This is a genomic window from Streptomyces sp. NPDC036984, assembly GCF_055607665.1.
Window position 1 is genome coordinate 39,227 of the sequence record NZ_JBVJRL010000019.1, and the last position, 24,413, is coordinate 63,639.

Here is a 24,413-nt window from a genome sequence, read left to right on the forward strand (position 1 = left end):
GGACCGAGGACGGACACCGCCCGGCGCGGCCCCGCCCCCCCACTCGACCGCAGGCGCGACCCGAGCCACAGCACACCCGCACGGGCTGCCGCAGGCACGGTCGGTGAGCCGCAGCGCACCCCCGGGGGGCTGCCGCAGGCACGGTCGGTGAGCCGCAGCGCACCCGCGCGGGCTGCCGCAGGCATGAGACGACAAGCCCCACCCACCGGCGGACAAAGCTCCCCCGGCTCCTTCCGGTTAGGCTCTGGCCAGGACGACGAAAGATCCGAGGGGAGGCCACGGAGATGACGCCGGGGCGCAGGAGCAGCACGTTCACCCGCCTGCTGCGGCACGGCTTCACCGACCCCTCCGCCGCCGAGCGCCTCCTGGACGGCCCCGAGCTGGCCCCCGTCCGCGACGACCCGGTCCTCCTGGAAGCCCTCGGCGCCACCGCCGACCCCGACCTCGCCCTGCGCGGCCTGGTCCGCCTCCTGGAGGCGCAGAACGGCCCCAGCCACCGCGAACTGCTCGACACCCTCATCGCGGCGAAGCCCCTGCGCGACCGCCTCCTCGGCGTCCTCGGCGCCTCCGCCGCCCTCACCGACCACCTGGCCCGCCACCCCAGCGACTGGCAGGCCCTGGTCATGTACGAGCCGTACGACCTCCATCCGGGCGTCGCCGAATTCGAACGCGGCCTGGCCGAGGCCACCGACCCGGTCTCCCTCCGCGTCGCCTACCGCCGCTGCCTGCTCTCCATCGCCGCCCGGGACGTCTGCGGCACCACGGACGTCGCCGAGACCGCCGCGGAGCTGGCCGACCTGGCCACCGCCACCCTCCGCGCGGCCCTGGCCCTGGCCGAACGCTCCGCCCCCGAGGACGCCGCCGCCTGCCGCCTCGCGGTCATCGCGATGGGCAAGTGCGGCGGCCACGAGCTGAACTACGTCTCCGACGTGGACGTCATCTTCGTGGCGGAGCCGGCCGAGGGCACCCCCGAGCCCAAGGCCCTCAGATCCGCGACGAAACTCGCCTCCCACCTCATGCGGATCTGCTCCGAGACCACCGTCGAGGGCTCCATCTGGCCGGTGGACGCCAACCTCCGCCCCGAGGGCCGCAACGGCCCCCTCGTCCGCACCCTCAGCAGCCACCTCGCCTACTACCAACGCTGGGCGAAGACCTGGGAGTTCCAGGCCCTCCTCAAGGCCCGCCCGGTGGCGGGGGACGCGGACCTGGGCCGGGCGTACGTCGACGCGCTGGAACCCATGGTCTGGAAGGCCGCCGAGCGCGAGAACTTCGTGGCGGACGTCCAGAAGATGCGCCGCCGCGTGGTGGAGAACATCCCCGCGGCCGAGGTCGAACGAGAGCTCAAGCTCGGCCCCGGCGGCCTCCGGGACGTCGAATTCGCCGTCCAGCTCCTCCAGCTGGTGCACGGCCGCACCGATTCCACCCTGCGCAGCGGCACCACCCTGGACGCCCTCCAGGCCCTCGCCGCCGGCGGCTACGTCGGCCGCGAGGACGCCGCCCGCCTGGACGAGGCGTACCGCTTCCTGCGCTCCATGGAGCACCGCATCCAGCTGTACCGCCTGCGCCGCACCCACCTCGTGCCCGAGGCGGAGGCCGACCAGCGCCGCCTCGGCCGCTCCCTGGGCCTGCGCACCGACCCGGTGGCCGGGCTGAACCGCGAGTGGAAGCGGCACACCGGCGTCGTCCGCCGGCTGCACGAGAAGCTCTTCTACCGCCCGCTGCTCGACGCGGTCGCCCAGCTCGCTCCCGGCGAAGCCCGGCTGAGCCCCGTGGCGGCCCGCGAACGCCTGGTGGCGCTCGGTTACGCCGACCCGGCCGCCGCCCTGCGCCACCTGGAGGCCCTGGCGTCCGGCGTGACCCGCAAGTCGGCGATCCAGCGCACCCTCCTGCCGGTCCTCCTCGGCTGGTTCGCCGACTCCGCCGACCCGGACGCCGGCCTGCTGAACTTCCGCAAGGTCTCCGACGCCCTCGGCAAGACCCCCTGGTACCTGCGCCTGCTCCGCGACGAGGGCGCGGCGGCCGAGAACCTGGCCCGCGTGCTGTCCGCGGGCCGCCTCGCCCCGGACCTCCTGCTGCGCGCCCCCGAGGCGGTCGCCCTGCTCGGCGACGGCACCGGCGCGGGCCCCGTGGCCGTCGGCGGCGGCCTGGCCCCCCGCGACCCTGCCCAGCTGGAGCAGGAGATCCTGGCGGCCGTCGGCCGCGCGGAGAACGCCGTGCACGGCGTCACCGCGGCCCGCGGCGTCCGCCGCCGCGAGCTGTTCCGCACCGCCGCCGCCGACATCGTCGGCTCCTACGGCACCGAGACCAGCCCCGTCGAGGCCGACCAGGGCGCCTTGGTGGACCGGGTCGGCGCGGCCGTCTCCGACCTCACCGCGGCCACCCTCGCCGGCACCCTGCGCGCGGTCGTCCGGGAGGGCTGGGGCGACACCCTGCCCACCCGGTTCGCGATCATCGGGATGGGCCGCTTCGGCGGGCACGAGCTGGGCTACGGATCCGACGCCGACGTGCTGTTCGTGCACGAGCCCCAGGACGGCGTGGACGAGCACGAGGCGGCCGCCGCCGCGGGCAAGGTCGTCGCCGAGATGCGCCGCCTGCTCCAGCTGCCCAGCACCGACCCGCCCCTGCTCATCGACGCCGACCTGCGCCCGGAGGGCAAGTCGGGGCCCTTGGTGCGCACCCTGAAGTCGTACGAGGCGTACTACCGCCGCTGGTCCCTGGGCTGGGAGTCACAGGCGCTGCTGCGGGCCGAGCCGGTCGCCGGCGACGCGGAACTGGGCCGCCGGTTCATCGAGCTGATCGACCCGCTGCGCTACCCGGCCCAGGGCCTGGGCGAGGAGGCGGTCCGCGAGATCCGCCGGCTGAAGGCGCGGATGGAGTCCGAGCGGCTGCCCCGCGGCGCCGACCCCAAGCTGCACACCAAGCTCGGCCCGGGCGGTCTGTCCGACGTCGAGTGGACCGTCCAGCTGCTCCAGCTGCGCCACGGCCACCGGGAGGCGGGCCTGCGCACCCCCCGCACCCGCCAGGCCCTGGCCGCCGCCCGGGAGGCCGGACTGCTGACGGCCGAGGACGCGGCGATCCTGGACGAGGCGTGGGTGCTGGCCACCCGGGTGCGCAACGCGGTCATGCTGGTCCGCGGCCGGGCCGGGGACACCTTCCCCACCGAGCCGCGCGAGCTGGCCGCCGTCGGCCGCTACCTGGGCTACGGCGCCGGACACGCCGGGGACATGCTGGACGCTTACCGCCGTACCACCCGCCGGGCGCGCACGGTGGTGGAGGAGCTGTTCTACGCCGACTGAGGGGACCGCAGCGGCCGGGCCGCGGGCACCGGAACCAGCCGGGGCAGGGTGTACGGCAGGCTGCCGTACCACGCCCGGGCCACCGCGAACCCGAAGCCCAGGCAGAGCACACCGCCGACCGCGTCCAGCCAGAAGTGGTTCGCCGTGGCGACGATCACCACGAGGGTGGCCGTGGGATACAGCAGCCCCAGCACCCGCACCCAGGGCACCGACGCCAGCGCGAAGATCGTCAGCCCGCACCACAGCGACCAGCCGATGTGCATCGACGGCATCGCCGCGTACTGGTTCGACATGTGCTTGAGGTCGCCGGAGGCCATCGAGCCCCAGGTGTGGTGCACCATCACCGTGTCCACGAAGTGCCCGCCGCGCATCAGCCGGGGCGGCGCGAGCGGGAACAGGTAGTAACCGACCAGGGCCACACCGGTGGTCGCGAAGAGCACCAGACGGGTCGCCGAGTACCGCCCGGGATGCCATCGGTACAGCCACACCAGCACGCCGATCGTGATGATGAAGTGCAGGGTGGCGTAGTAGTAGTTCATGCCCACGATGAGCCAAGACACCGAGTTGACGCCGTGGTTGACGGACTGCTCCACGGCGACGCCCAGATGCTGCTCGGCATGCCAGATCCAGTCCGCGTTGCGCAGCGCCTTGCCCCGCTGCTCCGGTACGGCGTTGCGGATCAGTGAGTAGGTCCAGTAACTCACCGCGATCAGAAGGATCTCGAACCACAGCCGTGGCCGTCGTGGACGCCGCATCCGGCCCAGCGGACCCTGTCGGTCCTCGCCCGTGACGGCCCGCGGAACGGCCACCTCCTCGCGACCTTCCGACGGTGTCACGGTCGAGTCACTCATAGGCACAGAGTCTGCCAGACAAGACTTCCACGCCCGATCATCCCAAGGTCGGGTCCGCGGCGCACCTCCTACGACGTACGGAGGACATGCGGTGCCGAAGCGGTTGAACCACGCACCACCAGCTCCGGCATGAACACGAATTCACTGTGCGGCGCCGGCGTCCCGCCGATCTCCTCCAGCAACGTGCGCACCGCCGCCTGCCCCATCGCCGGGACCGGCTTGCGGACCGTGGTCAGCGGCGGATCGGTGAAGGCGATCAGCGGGGAGTCGTCGAAACCGACCACCGACACGTCCCGGGGCACCTCCAGGCCCCGCTGCCGGGCCGCCCGTATCGCGCCCAGCGCCATCATGTCGCTGGCGCAGACCACCGCCGTGCAGTCCCGCTCGATCAGCGCCGTCGCGGCCGCCTGGCCGCCCTCCAGCGTGTACAGCGAGTGCTGGATCAGCTCGGTCTCGACGGTCTGCGCGGCAAGCCCCAGCTGCTCCTGCATCGCCCGGACGAAGCCCTCGATCTTGCGCTGCACCGGCACGAACCGCTTGGGCCCGAGCGCCAGCCCGATCCGGGTGTGCCCGAGCGACGCCAGATGCGTCACCGCCAGCGTCATCGCCGCCCGGTCGTCGGGGGAGATGAACGGCGCCTGCACCTTCGGCGAGAACCCGTCCACCAGCACATACGGCACACCCTGCGCCCGCAGCCGCTCGTAGCGCTGCATGTCGGCGGTGGTGTCGGCGTGCAGCCCGGAGACGTAGATGATCCCGGCGACCCCGCGGTCCACCAGCATCTCGGTCAGTTCGTCCTCGGTCGACCCGCCCGGGGTCTGCGTGGCGAGCACCGGCGTGTAGCCCTGGCGGGTCAGCGCCTGGCCGATGACCTGGGCCAGGGCCGGGAATATCGGGTTCTCCAGCTCCGGCGTGATCAGGCCCACCAGGCCCTCGCTGCGCTGCCGCAGCCGCACCGGGCGCTCATAGCCCAGCACGTCGAGCGCGGCGAGCACGGACTGGCGGGTGGTGGCGGCGACGCCCGGCTTCCCGTTGAGGACCCGGCTGACGGTCGCTTCGCTCACCCCCGCCTGCGCAGCGATGTCGGCAAGCCGTGTGGTCACGGCACTGGACTGTACCGGTCGTATCTCGCCTTGCACACCGGCCGGACGCCGGGCGCGGGCGGGCGCACGGCCTGCCGTGGGTTGCTGCGTCATCGCGCTCCCTCGGGTTACTTGGTGGCAAGAGCTTGCAAGTCTTGCACAACTGTCGTCATCGCCGCTCAGCGCCTGCGCGACTGGGTTGCGCGCCGGTCGACGGCCGGTCACGACGGGGTAACCATCGTGTCCCCTTGCACTTTTTTTCTGCAAGGTCTTTCGCAACGCTTACACGGCTGTTACGTTCCCACTCGCCCGGCGGCCGCAAAGGCGCAGTCGGCATCACTCGGGCTTAACCCTCAAGGAGAACTCATGCGGCGTGGCATAGCGGCCTCCGCGCTGGTGGCGTCCCTCGCCCTGACGGCGACGGCGTGCGGCGGGAGCGACAGCGACAGCGGGAAGTCGGACGGCCCGGTCACCATCACCTGGTGGGACACCTCCAACGCCACCAATGAGGCGCCGACGTACAAGACCCTGGTCCAGCAGTTCGAGGCGGCCAACAAGAACATCAAGGTCAAGTACGTCAACGTCCCCTTCGACCAGGCGCAGAACAAGTTCGACACCGCGGCCGGCGCCACCGGCGCCCCGGACGTGCTGCGCTCCGAGGTCGGCTGGACCCCGGCCTTCGCCAAGAAGGACTTCTTCCTGCCGCTGGACGGCACCGAGGCCCTCGCCGACCAGGGCAAGTTCGAGCCGAACCTGATCAAGCAGGCCCAGTACGAGGGCAAGACCTACGGCGTGCCGTTCGTCACCGACACCCTCGCCCTCGTCTACAACAAGGCCCTCTTCAAGAAGGCCGGCATCACCGAGGCCCCCAAGACCTGGGACGAGCTGAAGGCCGACGCCGCCAAGATCAAGGGCAAGACCAAGGTCGACGGTTACTGGGGCTCCACCCAGGCCTACTACGCCCAGACCTTCCTCTACGGCGAGGGCACCGACACCGTCGACGCCGGTGCCAAGAAGATCACTGTGAACTCGGCCGCCACCAAGAAGGCCTACGGCACCTGGCTCAGCCTGTTCTCCGGCAAGGGCCTGCACAAGGCCGACGCCACCGCCGACGCCTACGCCCACATCCAGGACGCGTTCGTCAACGGCAAGGTCGCCGCGATCATCCAGGGACCCTGGGAGATCACGAACTTCTACAAGGGCAGCGCCTTCAAGGACAAGTCCAACCTCGGCATCGCCACCGTCCCGGCCGGCTCCGCCGGCAAGGCGGGCGCCCCGACCGGCGGCCACAACCTCTCGGTCTACGCCGGCTCCGACAAGGCCCACCAGGCCGCGGCCCTGAAGTTCGTCAAGTTCATGACCTCGGCGAAGGCCCAGGAGACCATCGCCCTGAAGAACTCCACCCTGCCCACCCGGTCCGACGCCTACACCGCCCAGGTCAAGACCGACCCCGGCATCGCCGGCTACCAGGGCGTCCTGGCCGCCGCCCAGCCCCGCCCGGCGCTGCCCGAGTACAGCTCCCTGTGGGGGCCGCTCGACACCGAGCTGCCCAAGGTCGCCAGCGGCAAGGAGTCGCTGGACAAGGGCCTGAGCAACGCCGAGCTGGCCATGACCAAGCTGGTGCCCGACTTCAGCAAGTGAGCCCGTGTGGCCGTCGGATCCTCCCTGTACAAGAAGGGGGGGAAGGATCCGGCGGCCACCGCCCTGTGCCCAGCCCAACTCCGTGAACCATTGAAGGTGTCGAACCATGACAGTCGCCATCGACCGCGCGACCGGCAAGCGCCGCGGTGACCGCGCGCCTCGGCCCGGGCTGGGGCAGCGCATCAGGAACGGCTTCCACAAGTACTGGTACGCCTACGCGATGATCGCCCCGGTGGTCATCGTGCTCGGCGTCCTCGTCGGCTACCCGCTCGCGCGGGGCTTCTACCTCACCCTCACCGACGCCAACAGCCTCAACTCGGCGCGCACGATCGGCGTCAACCACATCGACGCCACCTACAAGTTCATCGGCCTCGACAACTACCAGGACATCCTGTTCGGCCCGACGGCGTACGACCGGTTCTGGTCGCACTTCCTGTGGACCGTGTTCTGGACGGTCGCCTGTGTGGCCCTGCACTACGCCATCGGCCTCGGCCTCGCGCTCATGCTCAACCAGAAGCTGCGCGGCCGTACCGTCTACCGGCTGCTGCTCGTCCTGCCCTGGGCCGTGCCGACCTTCGTCACCGTCTTCTCCTGGCGGATCATGCTCGCCGACTCCGGCGTGCTCAACCAGCTCCTCGGCGCGCTCCACCTGCCCCAGCCCGAGTGGCTGGAGGACACCTTCTGGCAGCGGTTCGCCGCGATCATGGTCAACACCTGGTGCGGTGTGCCGTTCATGATGCTCTCGCTGCTCGGCGGCCTGCAGTCCATCGACTCCTCCCTCTACGAGGCCGCCGAGATGGACGGCGCGAGCGCCTGGCAGCGCTTCCGGCACGTCACCCTGCCGGGCCTGCGCTCGGTCAGCTCCACCGTCGTCCTGCTCGGCATCATCTGGACCTTCAACCAGTTCGTCATCATCTTCCTGCTGTTCGGCAAGAACTCCGCCCCGGACGCCCAGATCCTCGTCACCTGGGCCTACGCGCTGGGCTTCGGCCAGCAGCCGCGCGACTTCGCTCAGTCCGCCGCGTACGGCGTGCTGCTGCTGTCGATCCTGACCGTCTTCACCTCCTTCTACTTCCGCTGGCTGAAGCGCAATGACCAGCTCGCCGTCTGACGCCGCAGGAGCCGCCGCCATGAGCACCACGACCCTGGACACCACCGAGACCGCCCCGGTGACCGCCCCCGAGCCCCGGCGCCGCGTCCGCCGGCGCGGCGAGCGCGGCCCGCTGCGCGCCGCCCTGCTGCACGGCGGGCTCGTCGTGGCGAGCCTGATCGCCCTGGCCCCGGTGGCCTGGCTGTGCTACCTGTCCCTCGGCCCGGACAAGGAGGACTACCTGCACCCGGGCGGCATCGCGGGCAAGGCCACCTTCTCCAACTACAGCTTCGTGCTGGAGCACACCGGGTTCCTCGACTGGTTCAAGTCGACGATGATCGTGGCCCTCGGTACCACCCTCATCGGTGTCCTCGTCGCCGCCACCACCGGCTACGCGGTCTCCCGCATGCGCTTCCCCGGCTACAAGCAGCTGATGTGGGTCCTGCTGCTCACCCAGGCGTTCCCGATCGCCATCCTGATCGTGCCGATGTACGAGATCTTCAGCGAGCTCGGCCTCATCGACTCCTACTGGGCGCTGATCCTCATCAACTGCACCACCGCCGTGCCGTACAGCGCCTGGCTGCTCAAGGGGTACTTCGACACCATCCCCTTCGAGATCGACGAGGCGGGCCGCGTGGACGGGCTCAGCCCCTTCGGCACCTTCTTCCGGCTGATCCTGCCGCTGGCCCGCCCGGGCCTGGCCGTCGCCGCGTTCTACAACTTCATCACCGCCGTCGGCGAGGTGGCCTTCGCGACCACCTTCCTGCTGGACGACTCCAAGTACACCTTCGCCGTCGGTCTGCAGACCTTCGTCAGCGAGCACGACGCCCAGTGGAACTACATGGCCGCCACCGCGGTGCTGATCGCGATACCGGTGACCGTGTTCTTCTACCTCGTGCAGAAGAACCTCGTCACCGGCCTCACCGCCGGCGGCACCAAGGGCTGACGCCCGGCGCAGGACTCCCGCGCGCCTCACCGCGCGGGTAGGCGGGCCGCGGTGCCCATCCGACCCCGCTGTCACCGCGGCCCGCCTCGCATCCCGCGCCCTGCGCCCCGGCCCGTCGCCGAGCCCGCCGCCCGACCACCACCATGCCCCAGTTACGTATCAAGGACGCCATGAGCCAGCAGCACCCTGCCGCACCGGCCCGCCACTCCGCCGTCGCCACCGTCGCCGCCCGCCGCGACTGGTGGCGGGACGCGGTCATCTACCAGGTCTATCCGCGCAGCTTCGCCGACAGCAACGGCGACGGCATGGGCGACCTGGAGGGCGTACGCTCCCGTCTGCCCTATCTGCGTGATCTCGGCGTCGACGCCGTGTGGCTCAGCCCCTTCTACGCCTCCCCGCAGGCCGACGCCGGCTACGACGTCGCCGACTACCGTGCCGTCGACCCCATGTTCGGCAATCTGCTCGACGCCGACGCGCTGATCCGCGACGCCCACGCGCTGGGTCTGCGGATCATCGTGGACCTGGTCCCCAACCACTCCTCCGACCAGCACGAGTGGTTCAAGCGCGCCCTCGCCGAGGGCCCCGGCTCCCCGCTGCGCGAGCGCTACCACTTCCGCCCCGGCAAGGGCGAGAACGGCGAACTCCCGCCCAACGACTGGGAGTCGATCTTCGGCGGCCCGGCCTGGACGCGGGTCACCGAGCCGGACGGCTCACCCGGCGAGTGGTACCTGCACCTCTTCGCCCCGGAGCAGCCCGATTTCAACTGGGAGCACCCGGCCGTCGGCGACGAGTTCCGCTCCATCCTGCGCTTCTGGCTGGACATGGGCGTCGACGGCTTCCGCATCGACGTCGCCCACGGCATGGTCAAGGCGGCGGGCCTGCCGGACCTCGGCTCCCACGACCAGCTGAAACTGCTGGGCAACGATGTCATGCCGTTCTTCGACCAGGACGGCGTCCACGAGATCTACCGCCAGTGGCGGCTGATCCTCGACGAGTACTCCGGCGAGCGCATCTTCGTCGCCGAAGCCTGGACCCCGACCGTCGAGCGCACCGCCAACTACGTGCGCCCCGACGAACTGCACCAGGCCTTCAACTTCCAGTACCTGGGCACCGAGTGGGACGCGGCCGAGCTGCGCGAGGTCATCGACCGCACCCTGGAGGCCATGCGCCCGGTCGGCGCCCCCGCCACCTGGGTGCTCTCCAACCACGACGTCACCCGGCACGCCACCCGCTTCGCCAACCCGCCCGGCCTCGGCACCCAGATCCGCACCGCGGGCGACCGCGAGCTGGGCCTGCGCCGCGCCCGCGCGGCCACCCTGCTGATGCTGGCCCTGCCCGGCTCGGCCTACATCTACCAGGGCGAGGAACTGGGCCTGCCGGACGTCGTGGACCTGCCCGACGAGGTGCGCCAGGACCCGGCGTACTTCCGCGGCGCCGGCCAGGACGGCTTCCGCGACGGCTGCCGGGTGCCGATCCCGTGGACCCGCGAGGGCTCCTCCTACGGCTTCGGCAGCGGCGGCAGCTGGCTGCCCCAGCCGTCGACGTGGGCCGAGTTGAGCGTCGAGGCGCAGACCGGCGAGCCCGGCTCGACGCTGGAGCTGTACCGCTCGGCGCTGCGCCTGCGCCGCGCCCAGTCCGACCTCGGCGCGGGCGACGCGGTCGAGTGGCTGCGGGCGCCCGAGGGCGTCCTGGCCTTCCGGCGCGGCGACTTCGTGTGCGTCGCCAACACCACGGGCGAGTCGGTCACGACCCCGGCGTACGGCCGGGTCCTGCTCACCAGCGGTGAGGTGACCGAGGCCGACGGCGAGGCGAAGGTGCCTGGCGACACGACGGTGTGGTGGACGACCCTGGCCTGACGGCCCGTCTGACAGTTCTTGCATCAACTTCACAACGGCCCGCTGTCTTTCGGACAGCGGGCCTTTAACATCTGCGTCACCGCAAGTTTGCTGAACATTTCAGCAAGCGCCTTCAAGGACGAAGGACCCCACATGGCACGCAGAATCCTCCCCGTGGCGCTCGCCCTCACGGCCGCCACCTTTGTCATGACCCCAACCACCGCGCACGCCTCCCCGCCCGGCACCAAGGACGTCACCGCCGTCCTCTTCGAGTGGAAGTACGACTCGGTCGCCAAGGAGTGCACCACCACCCTGGGCCCGGCCGGCTACGGATACGTCCAGGTCTCCCCGCCCGCCGAGCACATACAGGGCGCGCAGTGGTGGACGTCGTACCAGCCGGTGTCGTACAAGATCGCGGGCCGCCTCGGCGACCGCACGGCCTTCCGGAACATGGTCGACACCTGTCACGCGGCGGGCGTGAAGGTCGTGGCCGACACGGTCGTCAACCACATGGCGGCGGGATCGGGAACCGGCACCGGCGGCTCGTCGTACACGAAGTACGCCTACCCCGGCCTCTACTCCTCCTACGACTTCGACGACTGCACCGCCCAGGTGACGAACTACACCGACCGCTGGAACGTCCAGCACTGCGAACTCGTCGGCCTGGCGGACCTGGACACGGGCGAGGAGTACGTCCGCAAGACCATCGCGGGCTACATGAACGACCTGCTCACGCTGGGGGTCGACGGCTTCCGCATCGACGCGGCCAAGCACATCCCGGCGGCGGACCTGGCCGACATCAAGAGCCGCCTGACCAATCCTGGCGTGTACTGGAAGCAGGAGGTCATCTACGGCACGAACGAGGCCGTCCAGCCCACCGAGTACACCGGCAACGGCGACGTCCAGGAGTTCCGCTACGCCTACGACCTCAAGCGGGTCTTCACCAACGAGAAGCTGGCCTACCTGAGCAACTACGGTGAGGGCTGGGGCTACCTGAGCAGCGCGGGCGCCGGCGTCTTCGTGGACAACCACGACACCGAGCGCAACGGCAGCACCCTGAACTACAAGAGCGGCGCCGACTACACCCTGGCCAACGTCTTCATGCTCGCCTACCCCTACGGCGCCCCGGACATCAACTCCGGCTACGAGTGGTCCGACGTCGACGCCGGGCCGCCGAACAACGGCTCGGTCACCGCCTGCTGGCAGGACGGCTGGAAGTGCCAGCACGCCTGGCCGGAGATCAAGTCGATGGTCGCCTTCCGCAACGCGACGCGCGGCCAGGCCGTCTCGAACTGGTGGGACAACGGCAACGACGCGATCGCGTTCGGCCGGGGCGGCAAGGGCTATGTGGCCATCAACCACGAGTCCTCGTCGCTGACCCGCACCTACCAGACGTCCCTGCCCGCCGGGACGTACTGCAACGTCCAGAACAACACCACGGTGACCGTGAACTCCAGCGGACAGTTCACCGCCACCCTCGGCTCGAACACGGCGCTGGCGCTCTACGCCGGCAAGTCGAGCTGCTGAACACACCTGAGGCCGGGCCCACCGCGTTCACCCGGCGGGCCCGGCCGCACGCGCGGCTTCTCCGCATCCTGCCGACGCCCTCCGATCAGCACGGCAGGGCCGGCCGCTCATCCGCATCCGAAGGGCAGGGCCGTCCGCGCGGGGCCGACCGGAGCAACTCCGGATGCACGGTTCCGGCTCCGGTTCGAGGCTGGCTCCATGAGCATCCGTCCCTGGGTCGTCGTCGAGGCACCGGACGGCCGTGGTCTTCGCCGGGTCACCGTGGGCAGCGACCCCGCAGGCAGTGCCTGGTCGCTGCGTGAGCTGCGGAAAATACTGGACCGGCGCGGTTACCCGGACGTGGATGTGGACGACCCCGCATCCGTGTGCTGGCGCGGAGGGGACAGCGGTACCTGGCCCGACCGGGCCTGGAGAAGACGCGGGACCAGCGTCCTCATGATCGCGGGACTGCTCGCGTCCGCGGTCCTGAACGGGCTGATCGGATGGCCGGACGCCTCCGGCGCGCTGACTTTCGCGCAGCGCGTCACCGGGGCCCTGTTCGTCGCGTCCGGTCTGGCGCAGGTCGCGGCAGCGATCTCGGTACTCGACTACTGGGGAAGACGGCAGTCCAGGGTAGCCGGTGCCATCGTCCTGCTCGGCGTCCTCATATCGCTGGCAACCGACAGCCTTCTTTTTCTGATGTGGCTGGACGAGAGGGAGTACACGCCCTACCTGCTGGCGTTCATGCCTCTGTGGTGCTGGTCGGTGTGGGCACTCTGTCTGCTGCTCAGGGAGAAGCCCTGGAGGGGGGTTCCGCAACCCAGGAAATTCGCGGCCGGAGTAGTCGTGTCGGCCCTCCTCACCGCTCTCAGTCTGGCGTACTCGACCATGTACCAGCCCACAGTGGCCCCCATGCGCTTCGCTCTGAAGGCGGAGTTCGGAACGGCGCGGACGGACCGCCGGCTCCCGTTCGTCCAGGTGCCGCTGAAACTCACCGTCAAGAACACCGGGGCGTTCTCGGTGTACGTCATCATCGACGACTTCACGGTGTACGGCAGGACCGCGCAGTATTCCGAGCGGGGAAACTCGCTCTCGGAGGGATGGAAGGAAAGCTTCGATCTAGGTGCGCGCAGGGAGGAGGGCGAGCGGCACGTCGATCGACTCACCTACTTCCCCTTGAGCAGCGGGCGGTTCTACGAGCCTGGAAAAGTTCTCGAGAGCGGGCAGGAGGACACTCGGGAGCACGTGTTCCAGATACCCAGAAACGTCGACTACGACCTGCTCCACGTCGACCTGCAGTTCACGTACATGCGGAAGGACCGGGGATGGATCGACGTGGACGCTTTCCGTCAGCCGCACCCGTCGTGGAAGAAGACGGAGGGCCGGTTCTACTGCCCGGTGGGGAAGTGCCCGGAGAAGCTCGTCTACTTCGGCAGGGTGCGCCACGACAACAATCTGTTCAACGTGACGCGCAACACGCGCTACGTACTGGCGACCTGGTCTCCCAGGAGCGGTCCCGTGTACTCCATCTCCTCCTACCACTTCGAGGGCAAGGGGGTTGACTACGCGGAAGAGAAGAAGGAGGTGGAGAGGTTCGGCGTCTCCACCGTCGACGCCTATTCGGAGGTGTCCGTGGCTGAATTGTTGAGTTCTATTCCTTCTCCTCGGCCATCTTGACCCAGGTCCCCGATCTGACCCCCGAGTCCTGGTCGAGCTGCAAAGCGGCCCTCAGGCAGTGGAGCGCCGGAGTGCCGAGGGTCCCGAAGAGTTCGCTCGCCGGTACCGAGTCGGCGAGCCTGGGGACGAGCTGCTCGATTTCCAGCGGGGTGTCGGCGAACTCGTCGTTCCGCAACTGCGTGAAGACGTCGAGGGAGTCGTCGTCTCCCCTTTCTTTGGATCTCCAGAAGTCCTTGACGCCTTCCGTGTTCCACGCATCGGGGAGCAGCCTCTTCAGATCCTTTCCGAGGATGTCCTCCGGGGCGGCATCGAAGATGGAGTTGGTGCAGACTTCGGCCGCCTTGCCGAGCCGTACGTCCGGCAGACCCTGAGCGGAGGCGACTTCCTCCTGCTTCTCCTTCAGTTGCTCGATCTGCTTCTCCAGCTCTTCTCGCGCCTGTTCCCGTTCCTCGTCCGACACCCTCGGATCGCCGGCCTTGTTCAGCGACGAACTGGCCGCGTGTGTGGTCTCCGCCAGCTCTTTCCGCCCCTCCTCGGGTGAGTTCGGGTCGCTGATGGTGGGCACACTTGCCAGCAGCAGCCGCACGGTCCGCGAGACCTGCTGGTCGGAGGGGTGCGCCTGCGCCAGACGCATCGAGTCCCTGGTGATTCCGGCCAGATCCTTCCGCACTTCCCGCTGCGTCCCGGGGCTGCCCAACGTGTCGAGAGCGGATGCCGACTTCTGCGCCACGAAGAAGAGCGTGCGCCGATCCTCGGGCGGCAACTCCGGCTGGTTCGCCGCTTCCAGGGTGGAGGTCACCTGCTGCACGAGCCCGGTCAGCTCCTCCCGCACCGCACGGGGTGTCCCGGTGTCGCCGATCACCGCCAGAGTGGCGCTCACCGCCTGTGCGCTGCGGATGACCGCGTCACGCTCCTGCGGCGGGGTCCCTGGGTCTTCCGCCGCGCCCAGGCTGGTGGTCAGTCGCTCGACGCTCGGAACCAGCTCGTCGGGTACCTCCTCCTTCTTCTGATTCAGGTCCGCCGTCGCCTTTTCCATCTCTTCCTGCTGCGCGGGAGCAGGGGACGCCGATGTGTCGCTTTCGGCGGGACCGGACGGCTCCTCGGTTTCCGACGGCTCTTCGGTTTCGGACGGTTCCCCGGTTTCCGACGGCTCTTCGGTTTCGGACGGTTCCCCCGTTTCCGACGGCTCCTCGGTTTGGGACGGCTCCTCGGTTTCGGACGTCTCGGTCGGGGTCGGGGTCCTGTTGGTCGTGGTCGGGGAAGGCGGCTCCGTCGAGGGTGGGGTGGCCGGCGTCGACGGGCCCGGCGGCGTCGTGGTCGGTTCGACGCTCGGCTCCGAGGGGGAAGCCGGCGTCGGCGACGGAGGCTCAGGTGCAGGAGGCGTCGACTGCATGGGCAGGTCCGCCCTGGCCTCGCTCTGGGCCTGAGGCGCGGACGCGGCAGTCACCGAAGCGGCGGGCAGCGCAAGCACTGCGGCCACGGCGGAGGCGCCGGTCAGGTGCAGGACGTGTCGCCGGGTGGTTCTGGCCATCACGGATCCGGACGGGCTGAGCCACCGGGGCGTTGAGCCGGCCGGGGGAGCCGGACGATCCGCTCGCCGGTGACCGACGAGCCGGCACGGGGACGCTCTCCGAAGGGGGACATGCCCGTTGATTCAGTCGCCATTGCTCTCGCTGCTCACTGTGCGCTTCTCGCTGGTTTCTGCGCCGTCGCAATCGCCCTCACCTCCACGCTCACCCCGGGGACAGCGCGTCGCAACCCGGACCGCTCGCATCGGCAGCCGCCGCCCTCGTCAGGAGGCCCCGAGGGCAGTGGATTCAGGTGAAACTTCTTGCTACGGGTTTCAACCCTCTTGCTGTAAACCTTTCGTCGGCGATACGGTCGCGCGGGGTCGGACCCAAGAGAGCCGCAATCGCAAGGAGTTCCCGCCTGTGATACCGAGATGGCCGGCGCCCCGGACGCGCCGTACCGCCCACGTCAGACGGGCCGCGGCCGTCACCGCCGTCGCCCTCGCCGCCGCGCTGATCCAGCCACTGGCCGCCGAGGCGGCCACCCCGCCCGCGCCCCCCTCGGACGCGACCCTCGCCGCCCAGCCCGCCCGGCACGACGACACGCGCGAGCAGTTCTACTTCGTCATGCCGGACCGTTTCGCCAACGGCGACACCTCCAACGACCACGGCGGACTCACCGGCTCCCGGCTCAAGACCGGCTACGACCCCACCGACAAGGGCTTCTACCAGGGCGGCGACCTCAAGGGCCTGACGAAGAAGCTGGACTACATCAAGGGGCTCGGCACCACCGCCATCTGGATGGCGCCCCTGTTCAAGAATCGCCCCGTGCAGGGCACCGGCGCCAACGCCTCCGCCGGCTACCACGGTTACTGGATCACCGACTTCACCCAGGTCGACCCGCACTTCGGCACCAACAAGGACCTCCAGACCCTCATCGCCAAGGCGCACGCCAAGGGCATGAAGGTCTTCTTCGACGTCATCACCAACCACACCGCCGACGTCGTGGACTACGAGGAGAAGTCCTACGACTACCTCTCCAAGGGCGCCTTCCCCTACCTGACCAAGGACGGCAAGCCCTTCGACGACGGCGACTACGCGGCCGGCGGCACGAAGTTCCCGGCCGTCGGCACCGGCTCGTTCCCGTACACGCCGAAGGCCACCGCCCGGAGCAAGGTCCCGGCCTGGCTCAACGACCCGACGATGTACCACAACCGGGGCGACTCGACGTACGCCGGTGAGTCGACCACGTACGGCGACTTCTCCGGCCTGGACGACCTGTGGACCGAGCGTCCCGAGGTCGTGCGGGGCATGGAGAAGATCTACCAGCGGTGGGTGCGGGACTTCGGCGTCGACGGGTTCCGGATCGACACCGTCAAGCACGTGAACATGGAGTTCTGGACCCAGTGGGCGACCGCGCTCGACAGGTACGCGGCCGGGCGCGGGCGGAAGAACTTCTTCATGTTCGGCGAGGTGTACTCCGCCGACACCGCGATCACGTCCCCGTACGTCACCCAGGGCCGCCTCGACGCCACCCTCGACTTCCCCTTCCAGGACGCGGCCCGTTCCTACGCCTCCCAGGGCGGCAGCGCGCAGCGGCTCGCGAGCGTCTTCGGTGACGACTGGAGGTACACGACCGACAAGGCCAACGCCTACGAGCAGGTCACCTTCCTCGGCAACCACGACATGGGCCGCATCGGGTACTTCCTCAAGCAGGACAACCCGAAGGCGACCGACGCCGAGATCCTCGCCAAGGACCGCCTCGCCAACGAGCTGATGTTCCTCAGCCGGGGCAATCCGGTCGTCTACTACGGCGACGAGCAGGGCTTCACCGGCTCCGGCGGCGACAAGGACGCCCGCCAGACCATGTTCGCCTCCAAGGTCGCCGACTACCTGGACGACGACGAGATCGGCACCGGCCGCACCCACGCGAGCGCTTCCTACGACACGCGGGCCCCGCTGTACCGGGAGATCGCCGCCCTCGCCGGACTCCGCAAGGCCAACCCGGCCCTGACCGACGGCGTCCAGACCGAGCGGTACGCGGCGGACGGCGCCGGCATCTACGCCTTCACCCGCACGGACGCGAAGACGGGCCAGGAGTACGTCGTCGCGTTCAACAACGCCGGTGAGGCGAAGACGGCGACCTTCGCGACCGGCTCGGCGTCCATGGCGTACCGGGGCATCCACGGCGCGAGCGACACGCGGAAGAGCGACGCCGACAAGAAACTCACCGTCACCGTCCCGGCCGGCTCCGCCGTCGTCTACAAGGCCGCCGGCGCCCTCGCCGAGCCCGCCGCCAAGCCCACGATCACCCTGAAGGCCCCCGCCACCGGAGCCACCGGGACCGTGGACATCACCGCCGACGTCGACGGAGGCCGGCTCAATCGGGTCGTCTTCGCCGCCCAGGCCGGGAACGGGAAGTGGCGGGTCCTCGGCTCAGCCGACCACGCTCCCTACAAGGTCACCCAGGCCATCGGCAAGGACGTACCCGCCGGCACCGCGCTGCGCTACAAGGCCGTCGTCATCGACTCGGCCGGGCGCACCGCGAGCGCCCTGGCGAGCAGCACCACCGGCACCCCGCCCGCGCCCGAGGTCCCCACGGCCTCCTCCCGGGACTACGCGATCGTCCACTACAAGCGCACCGACGGCGACTACGCCGACTGGGGCCTGTACGCCTGGGGCGACCTTGCCGACGGCGAGGCCACCGACTGGCCGGCCAGCCACCCCTTCACCGGCCGGGACGCCTACGGCGCCTTCGCCTACGTCAAGCTCAGGCCCGGCGCCTCGAACGTCGGCTTCCTGGTCATCGACAAGGACGGCAACAAGGACGTCTCCGCCGACCGCACGATCGACGTCACCAAGACGGGTGAGGTGTGGGTCGAGCAGGGGAAGACGGACGTTCTCACCCAGAAGCCCGACTATCCCGCCCAGGACAGGACCAAGGCGGTCATCCACTACCACCGTGCCGACGGCGCCTACGACGGCTGGGGCCTGCACGTCTGGACGGGTGCCGCCGGCCCCACCGACTGGTCGAACCCACTGCGGCCGGTGAAGACTGATGCCTATGGCGCGGTCTTCGAGGTACCCCTCACCGAGGGTGCCACCAGCCTCAGCTACATCATCCACAAGGGCGACGAGAAGGATCTCCCGGCCGACCAGTCCCTGGACCTCAAGGCCAACGGCCACGAGGTGTGGCTGTTGAACGGCCAGGAGCAGTACCTGCTGCCGCAGCCCGCCGGCAGTGCCGCCGCGCTCGACCTGACCACGTCCAAGGCGGTCTGGATCGACCGGAACACCGTCGCCTGGAACGGCGCCGACGGCGCCGCCTCCACCCAGCTGCTCTCCTCCCGCGACGGCTCGATCGCCGTCAAGGACGGGACCCTGACCAGCGACGACGAGCGCTGGCTGCGCCTGACGAAGACCACGCTCACCGACGCCCAGAAGGCGAAGTTCCCGCACCTGAAGGACTACACCGCCTGGTCGGTGGACCCGCGCGACCGCGACCGGGTGCGCGAGGCGCTCCGGGGGCAGCTCGTCGCCTCGCAGCGGGCCGCCGACGGCGCCGTGCTGGCCGCGACCGGTGTGCAGACCGCCGGTGTGCTGGACGACCTGTACGCCGGCGCGACCAAGGCGAAGCCAGGGCCGGTCTTCCACGACGGCAAGCCGACCCTCTCCGTCTGGGCGCCTACGGCCCAGTCCGTCCACCTCGACCTCGACGGCCGTGGCGTCACGATGCACCGCAACGCCACCACCGGCGTCTGGTCCGCCACCGGCCCGGCCTCCTGGAAGGGCAAGCCCTACCGGTACGTCGTGAAGGTGTGGGCGCCCAGCGTCCGCAAGGTGGTCACCAACAAGGTCACCGACCCCTACTCGGTCGCCCTGACCGCGAACTCCGAGCGCAGCCTGGTCGTGGACCTGAACGACAAGTCCCTCACCCCGAGCGGCTGGGCGGCCCTGCGCAAGCCCAAGGCCGTACCGCTGAGGGACGCGCAGATCCAGGAGCTGCACATCCGGGACTTCTCGGTCGCCGACCCGACCGTCCCGGCGCGGGACCAGGGCACCTACCTGGCCTTCGCCGACAAGAACAGCGACGGCTCGAAGCACCTGAGGGAGCTGGCGAAGTCGGGCACCTCGTACGTGCACCTGCTGCCCGCCTTCGACATCGCCACCATCCCGGAGAAGAAGGCCGACCAGGCGACCACCGACTGCGACCTGGCCTCGTACCCGGCCGACTCCGACAAGCAGCAGGAGTGCGTGGCGAAGACCGCCGCGAAGGACGCCTACAACTGGGGCTACGACCCGTACCACTACACGGTCCCCGAGGGCTCCTACGCCACCGACCCCGACGGCACCGCCCGCACCGTCCAGTTCCGCAGGATGGTCCAGGCGCTGAACCAGGACGGCCTCCGGGTCGTCATGGACGTCGTCTACAACCACACGGCGGCGAGCGGCCAGACGGACACCTCCGTCCTGGACCGGATCGTGCCCGGCTACTACCAGCGGCTCCTCGCCGACGGCTCGGTGGCGAACAGCACCTGCTGTGCCAACACCGCGCCGGAGAACGCGATGATGGGCAAGCTGGTCGTGGACTCGATCGTCACCTGGGCCAGGCAGTACAAGGTCGACGGCTTCCGCTTCGACCTCATGGGCCACCACCCGAAGGCCAACATCCTGGCCGTCCGCAAGGCCCTGGACGCGCTGACCTACGAGAAGGACGGCGTCGACGGCAAGAAGATCATCCTGTACGGCGAGGGCTGGAACTTCGGCGAGGTCGCGGACGACGCCCGGTTCGTGCAGGCCACGCAGAAGAACATGGCCGGCACCGGGATCGCCACCTTCTCCGACCGCGCCCGTGACGCGGTGCGCGGCGGCGGCCCCTTCGACTCCGACCCCCGCGTCCAGGGCTTCGCGTCCGGGCTGTACACCGACCCCAACACCTCCTCGGCCAACGGCACCGAGGAGGAGCAGAAGGCCCGGCTGCTGCACTACCAGGACCTGATCAAGGTGGGCCTGTCCGGCAACCTGAAGTCCTTCACCTTCACCGACACCGCCGGCAAGGAGGTCAAGGGCGCCGAGGTCGACTACAACGGCGCGCCCGCCGGCTACGCGGACGCGCCCGGCGACGCCCTCGCCTACGTGGACGCGCACGACAACGAGTCGCTGTTCGACGCGCTGGCCTACAAGCTGCCCGCGTCGACGGGAGCCGCCGACCGGGCCCGGATGCAGGTCCTGGCGATGGCCACGGCCGCCCTCTCGCAGGGCCCGGCCCTCTCCCAGGCGGGCACCGACCTGCTGCGCTCGAAGTCCCTGGACCGCAACTCCTTCGACAGCGGCGACTGGTTCAACGCCATCCACTGGAACTGTGCCGACGGCAACGGCTTCGGGCGCGGGCTGCCCATGGCGGCCGACAACCAGTCCAAGTGGGAGTACGCCCGGCCGCTGCTGGGCGCGGTCGAGGTCGGCTGCCCGGAGATCACCGGGGCCTCGGCCGCCTACCGGGACCTGCTGAGGATCCGTACGACCGAGCAGGCGTTCTCGCTGGGTACGGCCGCCCAGGTGCAGGACCGGCTGGCCTTCCCGCTGTCCGGCAAGGACGAGACGCCCGGGGTGATCACCATGCACCTCGGTGACCTGGTCGTCGTGTTCAACGCCACGCCCGAGCGGCAGGAGCAGCGGGTTCCCGCGCTGGCCGGGGACCACTTCCGGCTCCACCCGGTGCAGGCTGCGGGCGCCGACGCGGTGGTGAAGACCTCCGCCTACGCGGCCGGCTCCGGCACCTTCACCGTGCCGGCGCGGACCGTGGCGGTGTTCACCCGGGCCGGTGACTAGGGTGAGGCCGTTGCCGTAGAACAGGAGTGCGTAATGCCGCAGATCACCATCGACTACTCCGACACCATGGAGAACGCCTTCGACCGTGCGGGCCTCGCGCGGGCGCTGCACGAGGCGACCGTGGAGATCGCGGCGGCGAAGCCGGAGGCGTGCAAGACGCTGTTCCGGCCGAGCGCGTACACGGCGTTCGGGTACGAGGAACCCGAGGCGCGCGGGCACGCCATCGTGCACGTGACGATCGGGCTCCTCGCCGGACGCAGCGAGGAGACGAAGGCGAAGCTCACGGAGACGGCCCTGGAGCTGCTCCGCACGCATGTGGCGGACGCGGCGTTCACCCTGCACGCCTCCGCCGAGGTCCGCGACCTCGACCCGTCGTACCGGAAGTTCGACCGGTAGCCGTCGCTCAGGACGCCAGGGACATGAGCCGGCCGGCCAGCTCCGCGAAGGGGCCGTCGGCCGGCTCGTCCTTCACCATCGTGCGCAGCAGCTCGGCCATGTCCTCGTCGTGGGCCGCGCTCACGGCGGCCAGCGCGGCGAAGTCGTGCACCAGCTGGAGCTCCAGCTCGGCGCGCGGGATGCGCCGGCCGTCCAGCCAGATCAGCGCCGTCGACTCGGCGAGCGAGATCCAGGAGCGGACGACCAGTTCCAGCCGCGCGGACGCCTCGGCCACGCCGAGATGCGAAAGCATCTGGACATAGGCGGCCTGTCGTACGGAGTCGATCAGGGCGTTCGTGGTGGACGAGCCCACCGCGGGGCCGCCGCGCATCAGGGCCGAGAAACCGGGGCCGTGCTCGTCCACGAAGTCGAAGAAGCGGCACATCACGCGTAGCAGCCGGGCGCCGAGCGGGCCCTCGTGCGGCTCGGCGAAGCGGCTCGCCAGATCCTCCGACGCGCGCTTCAACGCGGCCTCGTACAAGCTGAGTTTGCCGGGGAAGTAGTGATAGACGAGCGGGCGCGAGATGCCCGCCGCCGACGCTATCTCGTCGATGGAGACCTCGTCGGGCGAGCGTCGGCTGAACAGATCGAGAGCGACACCGATCAGCTGTTGCCGACGCTCCTCGACGCCCATCCTGCGGCGAACCCCGGTACTCATGCGAACACCTTACCGATCGGATTCGGCCGCACGCGTTCACATGTCGAGCACCAGGCGATCACTCCGCGCCCGGGACACGCAGATCAGCATCGAGTCGCGCCGTTCCGCGTCCGTCAGCAGTTCGTCCCGGTGATCGATCTCCCCTTCCAGCACCCGCTGTTGGCAGGTCCCGCAGAAGCCCTGCTCGCAGGAGTAGGCGGTGTCCGGCAGCGCACGGCGTACGGCGGCCAGCACCGTCGAGTCGGCCGGAACGGTCAGCGTCCGCCCGCTGCGACGCAGTTCCAGCTCGAACTCGGTGGTGCCGGCGGGGGTGCCTCCCTGTTCGAGCGAAGTGGAGAACTCGGGGGACCCGGTGTGCGGCGCGAACCGCTCCAGGTGCAGGGTGGCCGTCTCGGGCAGCGCCTCCTCCACCGCCGCCATCAGGCCCTCCGGGCCGCAGCAGTAGACGGCGGTGCCCTCGGCCGTGTCCGGGAACAGGGCGGCCAGGTCCGGACGCCCGTCCTCGTCCTCGGCCACGACCGTCAGCCGGTCCCCGGCAAGCCCCCGCACCTCCTCCAGGTACGGCATCGACGCCCGCGTCCGCCCGCCGTAGAGCAGCCGCCACTCGGTGCCGCCCGGCAGCGCCCGGAGCATCGGCAGGATCGGGGTGATGCCGATGCCGCCGGCGACGAAGACGTACGCGGGCGCCTCGACCAGCGGGAAGCGGTTGCGGGGGCCGCGCACCTCCAGTTCCATGCCCTCGGCGAGCTGCTCGTGCACCTCGCGGGAGCCGCCCCGGCCGTCGGCCACGAGCCGGGTGGCGACGGTGTAGGAGGAGGCGTCCTCGGGGTCCCCGCACAGCGAGTACTGCCGGACGAGCCCCGACGGCAGCACGAGGTCGAGATGGGCCCCCGGCTCCCAGCGCGGCAGCCCGGCGCCCTCCAGGCGCAGTTGTACGACCCCGTCGGCGATCGTCTCGTGGGCGGTGAGCAGCAGCCGCAGGGCCCGTGAGCGCGGCCGGCCGGAGACCGGCGGGTCCAGGGCGGGCAACGGCCACAGCGGCGAGGTCCTCACCCGGCGGCGCAAAGCCCGCCGGGTGAGCAGGGCGGCGCCCGCGACGAGCGCGGCGGTCAGCGGCTTCGGCATCAGGCGGCCTCCCTCTTCTCGGCGCCGAGCGCGGCGGGGGAGACGCCCAGATAGGCCACGGCCTGGGCCGTGGAGAACTCGTGCGAGGGGTGGTAGGCACGGCTGAGATAGCGCGGGATCGACTTCAGCAGGTCCCCGGTGGCGGGCAGGGTGCCCTGCCGGCCGCGCTGATGGAAGTCCTTGAAGGACGCCTTGGCGTCGACGAGCGTCGGGTCGTTCTCCAGGAAGAAGCGGATCCCGCGCTGCCACAGGAACACCAGCGCCGAGAAGGCCGTCGCCCAGGTGCGCACCCGGCGCCGGTAGCCGCCGTCGACGTGCAGGAACAGATCGAAGGCCACGGACCGGTGCTCGACCTCCTCGGCGCCGTGCCAGCGCAGCAGGTCCAGCATGGTCGGGTCGGCGCCGCGCCGGTCCAGCTCGGTCGCGTTCAGCACCCAGTCGCCGAGGAACGCGGTGTAGTGCTCGATGGCCGCGATCAGCGCGATCCGCTCCAGCAGCCACCAGCGGCGGGCCCTGCCGGGCGGCAGGGTGCGGTCGCCGAGCAGCTTCTCGAAGAGCCAGTCGACCTGCGCGGTGTACGGCGTCGGGTCCAGGCCCTGGGCCCGCAGGTGCGGCAGCACCTCGTCATGGGCCCGGGAGTGCATGGCCTCCTGCCCGATGAACCCGACGACGTCCTCGCGCAGCCGATCGTCCCGGATCAGCGGCAGCGCCTGCTTGTACACGTGCACGAACCACCGCTCACCGGCGGGCAGCAGAAGGTGCAGCACGTTGATGGTGTGCGTGGTGAACGGGTCGCCGGGCACCCAGTGCAACGGCGTGTCCTGCCACGAGAAGGACACGTTGCGGGCCTTGAGCGCGATGCGCTCGGACTCCACCGGCCGGGCCTGCGTGTTAGACATGGCGTCAATGTACTGGCGGGTAGCGCGGCTGAGAA

15 protein-coding genes are annotated in these 24,413 nt (G+C 70.2%); 9 read left to right on the plus strand and 6 right to left on the minus strand.

The window, feature by feature from the left end; all coding sequences use genetic code 11:
• Window positions 1–284: 284 nt before the first annotated feature.
• Window positions 285–3,296 carry a bifunctional [glutamine synthetase] adenylyltransferase/[glutamine synthetase]-adenylyl-L-tyrosine phosphorylase gene (locus ACZ7DL_RS29095; RefSeq protein WP_470778557.1) on the plus strand — a complete coding sequence of 1,004 codons (3,012 nt, stop codon included), beginning with the start codon at window positions 285–287 and terminating at the stop codon, window positions 3,294–3,296.
• On the opposite strand, the gene ACZ7DL_RS29100 is transcribed toward ACZ7DL_RS29095, so the two are convergent.
• Together ACZ7DL_RS29100 and ACZ7DL_RS29105 are read right to left on the minus strand one after the other, a co-directional pair.
• Window positions 3,284–4,147, minus strand: coding sequence for a phosphatase PAP2 family protein (locus ACZ7DL_RS29100; protein WP_470778559.1), 864 nt, complete (start codon window positions 4,145–4,147; stop codon window positions 3,284–3,286). The two genes, ACZ7DL_RS29095 and ACZ7DL_RS29100, sit on opposite strands and share 13 nt — an antisense overlap.
• Window positions 4,148–4,215: 68 nt before the next feature.
• Window positions 4,216–5,250 carry a LacI family DNA-binding transcriptional regulator gene (locus tag ACZ7DL_RS29105; protein WP_470778561.1) on the minus strand — a complete coding sequence of 345 codons (1,035 nt, stop codon included), beginning with the start codon at window positions 5,248–5,250 and terminating at the stop codon, window positions 4,216–4,218.
• Window positions 5,251–5,595: 345 nt separating this feature from the next.
• On the opposite strand from ACZ7DL_RS29105, the gene ACZ7DL_RS29110 reads away from it, so the two are divergent.
• The 6 genes from ACZ7DL_RS29110 (at window position 5,596) to ACZ7DL_RS29135 (ending at window position 13,924) form a co-directional block, all read left to right on the plus strand.
• Window positions 5,596–6,870 carry an extracellular solute-binding protein gene (locus tag ACZ7DL_RS29110; RefSeq protein ID WP_470778562.1) on the plus strand — a complete coding sequence of 425 codons (1,275 nt, stop codon included), beginning with the start codon at window positions 5,596–5,598 and terminating at the stop codon, window positions 6,868–6,870.
• 106 nt (window positions 6,871–6,976) lie between these two features.
• The gene (locus tag ACZ7DL_RS29115) at window positions 6,977–7,981 is read left to right on the plus strand and encodes a carbohydrate ABC transporter permease (RefSeq protein WP_470778564.1); all 1,005 of its coding nucleotides are present in this window, start codon (window positions 6,977–6,979) and stop codon (window positions 7,979–7,981) included.
• Window positions 7,982–8,000: 19 nt separating this feature from the next.
• A complete protein-coding gene (locus ACZ7DL_RS29120) occupies window positions 8,001–8,906 on the plus strand; it encodes a sugar ABC transporter permease (RefSeq protein WP_470778566.1) in 906 nt (301 codons plus the stop codon).
• Window positions 8,907–9,076: 170 nt separating this feature from the next.
• Window positions 9,077–10,762 carry a glycoside hydrolase family 13 protein gene (locus tag ACZ7DL_RS29125; RefSeq protein ID WP_470778568.1) on the plus strand — a complete coding sequence of 562 codons (1,686 nt, stop codon included), beginning with the start codon at window positions 9,077–9,079 and terminating at the stop codon, window positions 10,760–10,762.
• Between the two features lie 132 nt (window positions 10,763–10,894).
• Entirely contained in the window at window positions 10,895–12,268 is a 1,374-nt protein-coding gene (locus ACZ7DL_RS29130) for an alpha-amylase (RefSeq protein WP_470778570.1), read from the plus strand.
• Between the two features lie 198 nt (window positions 12,269–12,466).
• Complete coding sequence (locus tag ACZ7DL_RS29135) at window positions 12,467–13,924, plus strand: DUF998 domain-containing protein (RefSeq protein ID WP_470778572.1); 1,458 nt, start codon at window positions 12,467–12,469, stop codon at window positions 13,922–13,924.
• Here ACZ7DL_RS29135 and ACZ7DL_RS29140 read toward each other — a convergent pair.
• Window positions 13,899–15,455, minus strand: coding sequence for a hypothetical protein (locus ACZ7DL_RS29140; protein WP_470778574.1), 1,557 nt, complete (start codon window positions 15,453–15,455; stop codon window positions 13,899–13,901). The genes ACZ7DL_RS29135 and ACZ7DL_RS29140 overlap by 26 nt on opposite strands.
• 400 nt (window positions 15,456–15,855) lie before the next feature.
• Here ACZ7DL_RS29140 and pulA point away from each other — a divergent pair, with 400 nt between their 5' ends.
• Complete coding sequence (gene pulA, locus ACZ7DL_RS29145) at window positions 15,856–21,261, plus strand: pullulanase-type alpha-1,6-glucosidase (protein WP_470778576.1); 5,406 nt, start codon at window positions 15,856–15,858, stop codon at window positions 21,259–21,261.
• Window positions 21,262–21,294: 33 nt separating this feature from the next.
• The gene (locus tag ACZ7DL_RS29150) at window positions 21,295–21,657 is read left to right on the plus strand and encodes a 5-carboxymethyl-2-hydroxymuconate Delta-isomerase (RefSeq protein WP_470778577.1); all 363 of its coding nucleotides are present in this window, start codon (window positions 21,295–21,297) and stop codon (window positions 21,655–21,657) included.
• Window positions 21,658–21,664: 7 nt separating this feature from the next.
• Here ACZ7DL_RS29150 and ACZ7DL_RS29155 read toward each other — a convergent pair whose 3' ends face one another.
• From ACZ7DL_RS29155 to ACZ7DL_RS29165, 3 genes are read right to left on the minus strand one after another with little or no spacing between them, the layout of a single operon-like run.
• Window positions 21,665–22,354, minus strand: coding sequence for a TetR/AcrR family transcriptional regulator (locus tag ACZ7DL_RS29155; RefSeq protein ID WP_470778579.1), 690 nt, complete (start codon window positions 22,352–22,354; stop codon window positions 21,665–21,667).
• Window positions 22,355–22,390: 36 nt separating this feature from the next.
• Complete coding sequence (locus tag ACZ7DL_RS29160; protein WP_470778581.1) at window positions 22,391–23,479, minus strand: PDR/VanB family oxidoreductase; 1,089 nt, start codon at window positions 23,477–23,479, stop codon at window positions 22,391–22,393.
• Window positions 23,479–24,378 (minus strand): metal-dependent hydrolase, encoded by a 900-nt coding sequence (locus ACZ7DL_RS29165; RefSeq protein WP_470778583.1) that lies wholly within the window; start codon window positions 24,376–24,378, stop codon window positions 23,479–23,481. Before ACZ7DL_RS29165 ends, ACZ7DL_RS29160 begins: the two co-directional genes overlap by 1 nt.
• Window positions 24,379–24,413 lie beyond the last annotated feature (35 nt).

Coding starts and splice junctions, on each gene's coding strand:
- ACZ7DL_RS29100 (WP_470778559.1), bottom strand. CDS start 4,147: ATGAGTGACTCGACCGTGACACCGTCGGAAGGTCGCGAGGAGGTGGCC.
- ACZ7DL_RS29110 (WP_470778562.1), top strand. CDS start 5,596: ATGCGGCGTGGCATAGCGGCCTCCGCGCTGGTGGCGTCCCTCGCCCTG.
- ACZ7DL_RS29135 (WP_470778572.1), top strand. CDS start 12,467: ATGAGCATCCGTCCCTGGGTCGTCGTCGAGGCACCGGACGGCCGTGGT.
- ACZ7DL_RS29160 (WP_470778581.1), bottom strand. CDS start 23,479: ATGCCGAAGCCGCTGACCGCCGCGCTCGTCGCGGGCGCCGCCCTGCTC.
- ACZ7DL_RS29130 (WP_470778570.1), top strand. CDS start 10,895: ATGGCACGCAGAATCCTCCCCGTGGCGCTCGCCCTCACGGCCGCCACC.
- ACZ7DL_RS29120 (WP_470778566.1), top strand. CDS start 8,001: ATGAGCACCACGACCCTGGACACCACCGAGACCGCCCCGGTGACCGCC.
- ACZ7DL_RS29140 (WP_470778574.1), bottom strand. CDS start 15,455: ATGGCCAGAACCACCCGGCGACACGTCCTGCACCTGACCGGCGCCTCC.
- ACZ7DL_RS29150 (WP_470778577.1), top strand. CDS start 21,295: ATGCCGCAGATCACCATCGACTACTCCGACACCATGGAGAACGCCTTC.
- ACZ7DL_RS29165 (WP_470778583.1), bottom strand. CDS start 24,378: ATGTCTAACACGCAGGCCCGGCCGGTGGAGTCCGAGCGCATCGCGCTC.
- ACZ7DL_RS29115 (WP_470778564.1), top strand. CDS start 6,977: ATGACAGTCGCCATCGACCGCGCGACCGGCAAGCGCCGCGGTGACCGC.
- ACZ7DL_RS29125 (WP_470778568.1), top strand. CDS start 9,077: ATGAGCCAGCAGCACCCTGCCGCACCGGCCCGCCACTCCGCCGTCGCC.
- ACZ7DL_RS29155 (WP_470778579.1), bottom strand. CDS start 22,354: ATGAGTACCGGGGTTCGCCGCAGGATGGGCGTCGAGGAGCGTCGGCAA.
- ACZ7DL_RS29095 (WP_470778557.1), top strand. CDS start 285: ATGACGCCGGGGCGCAGGAGCAGCACGTTCACCCGCCTGCTGCGGCAC.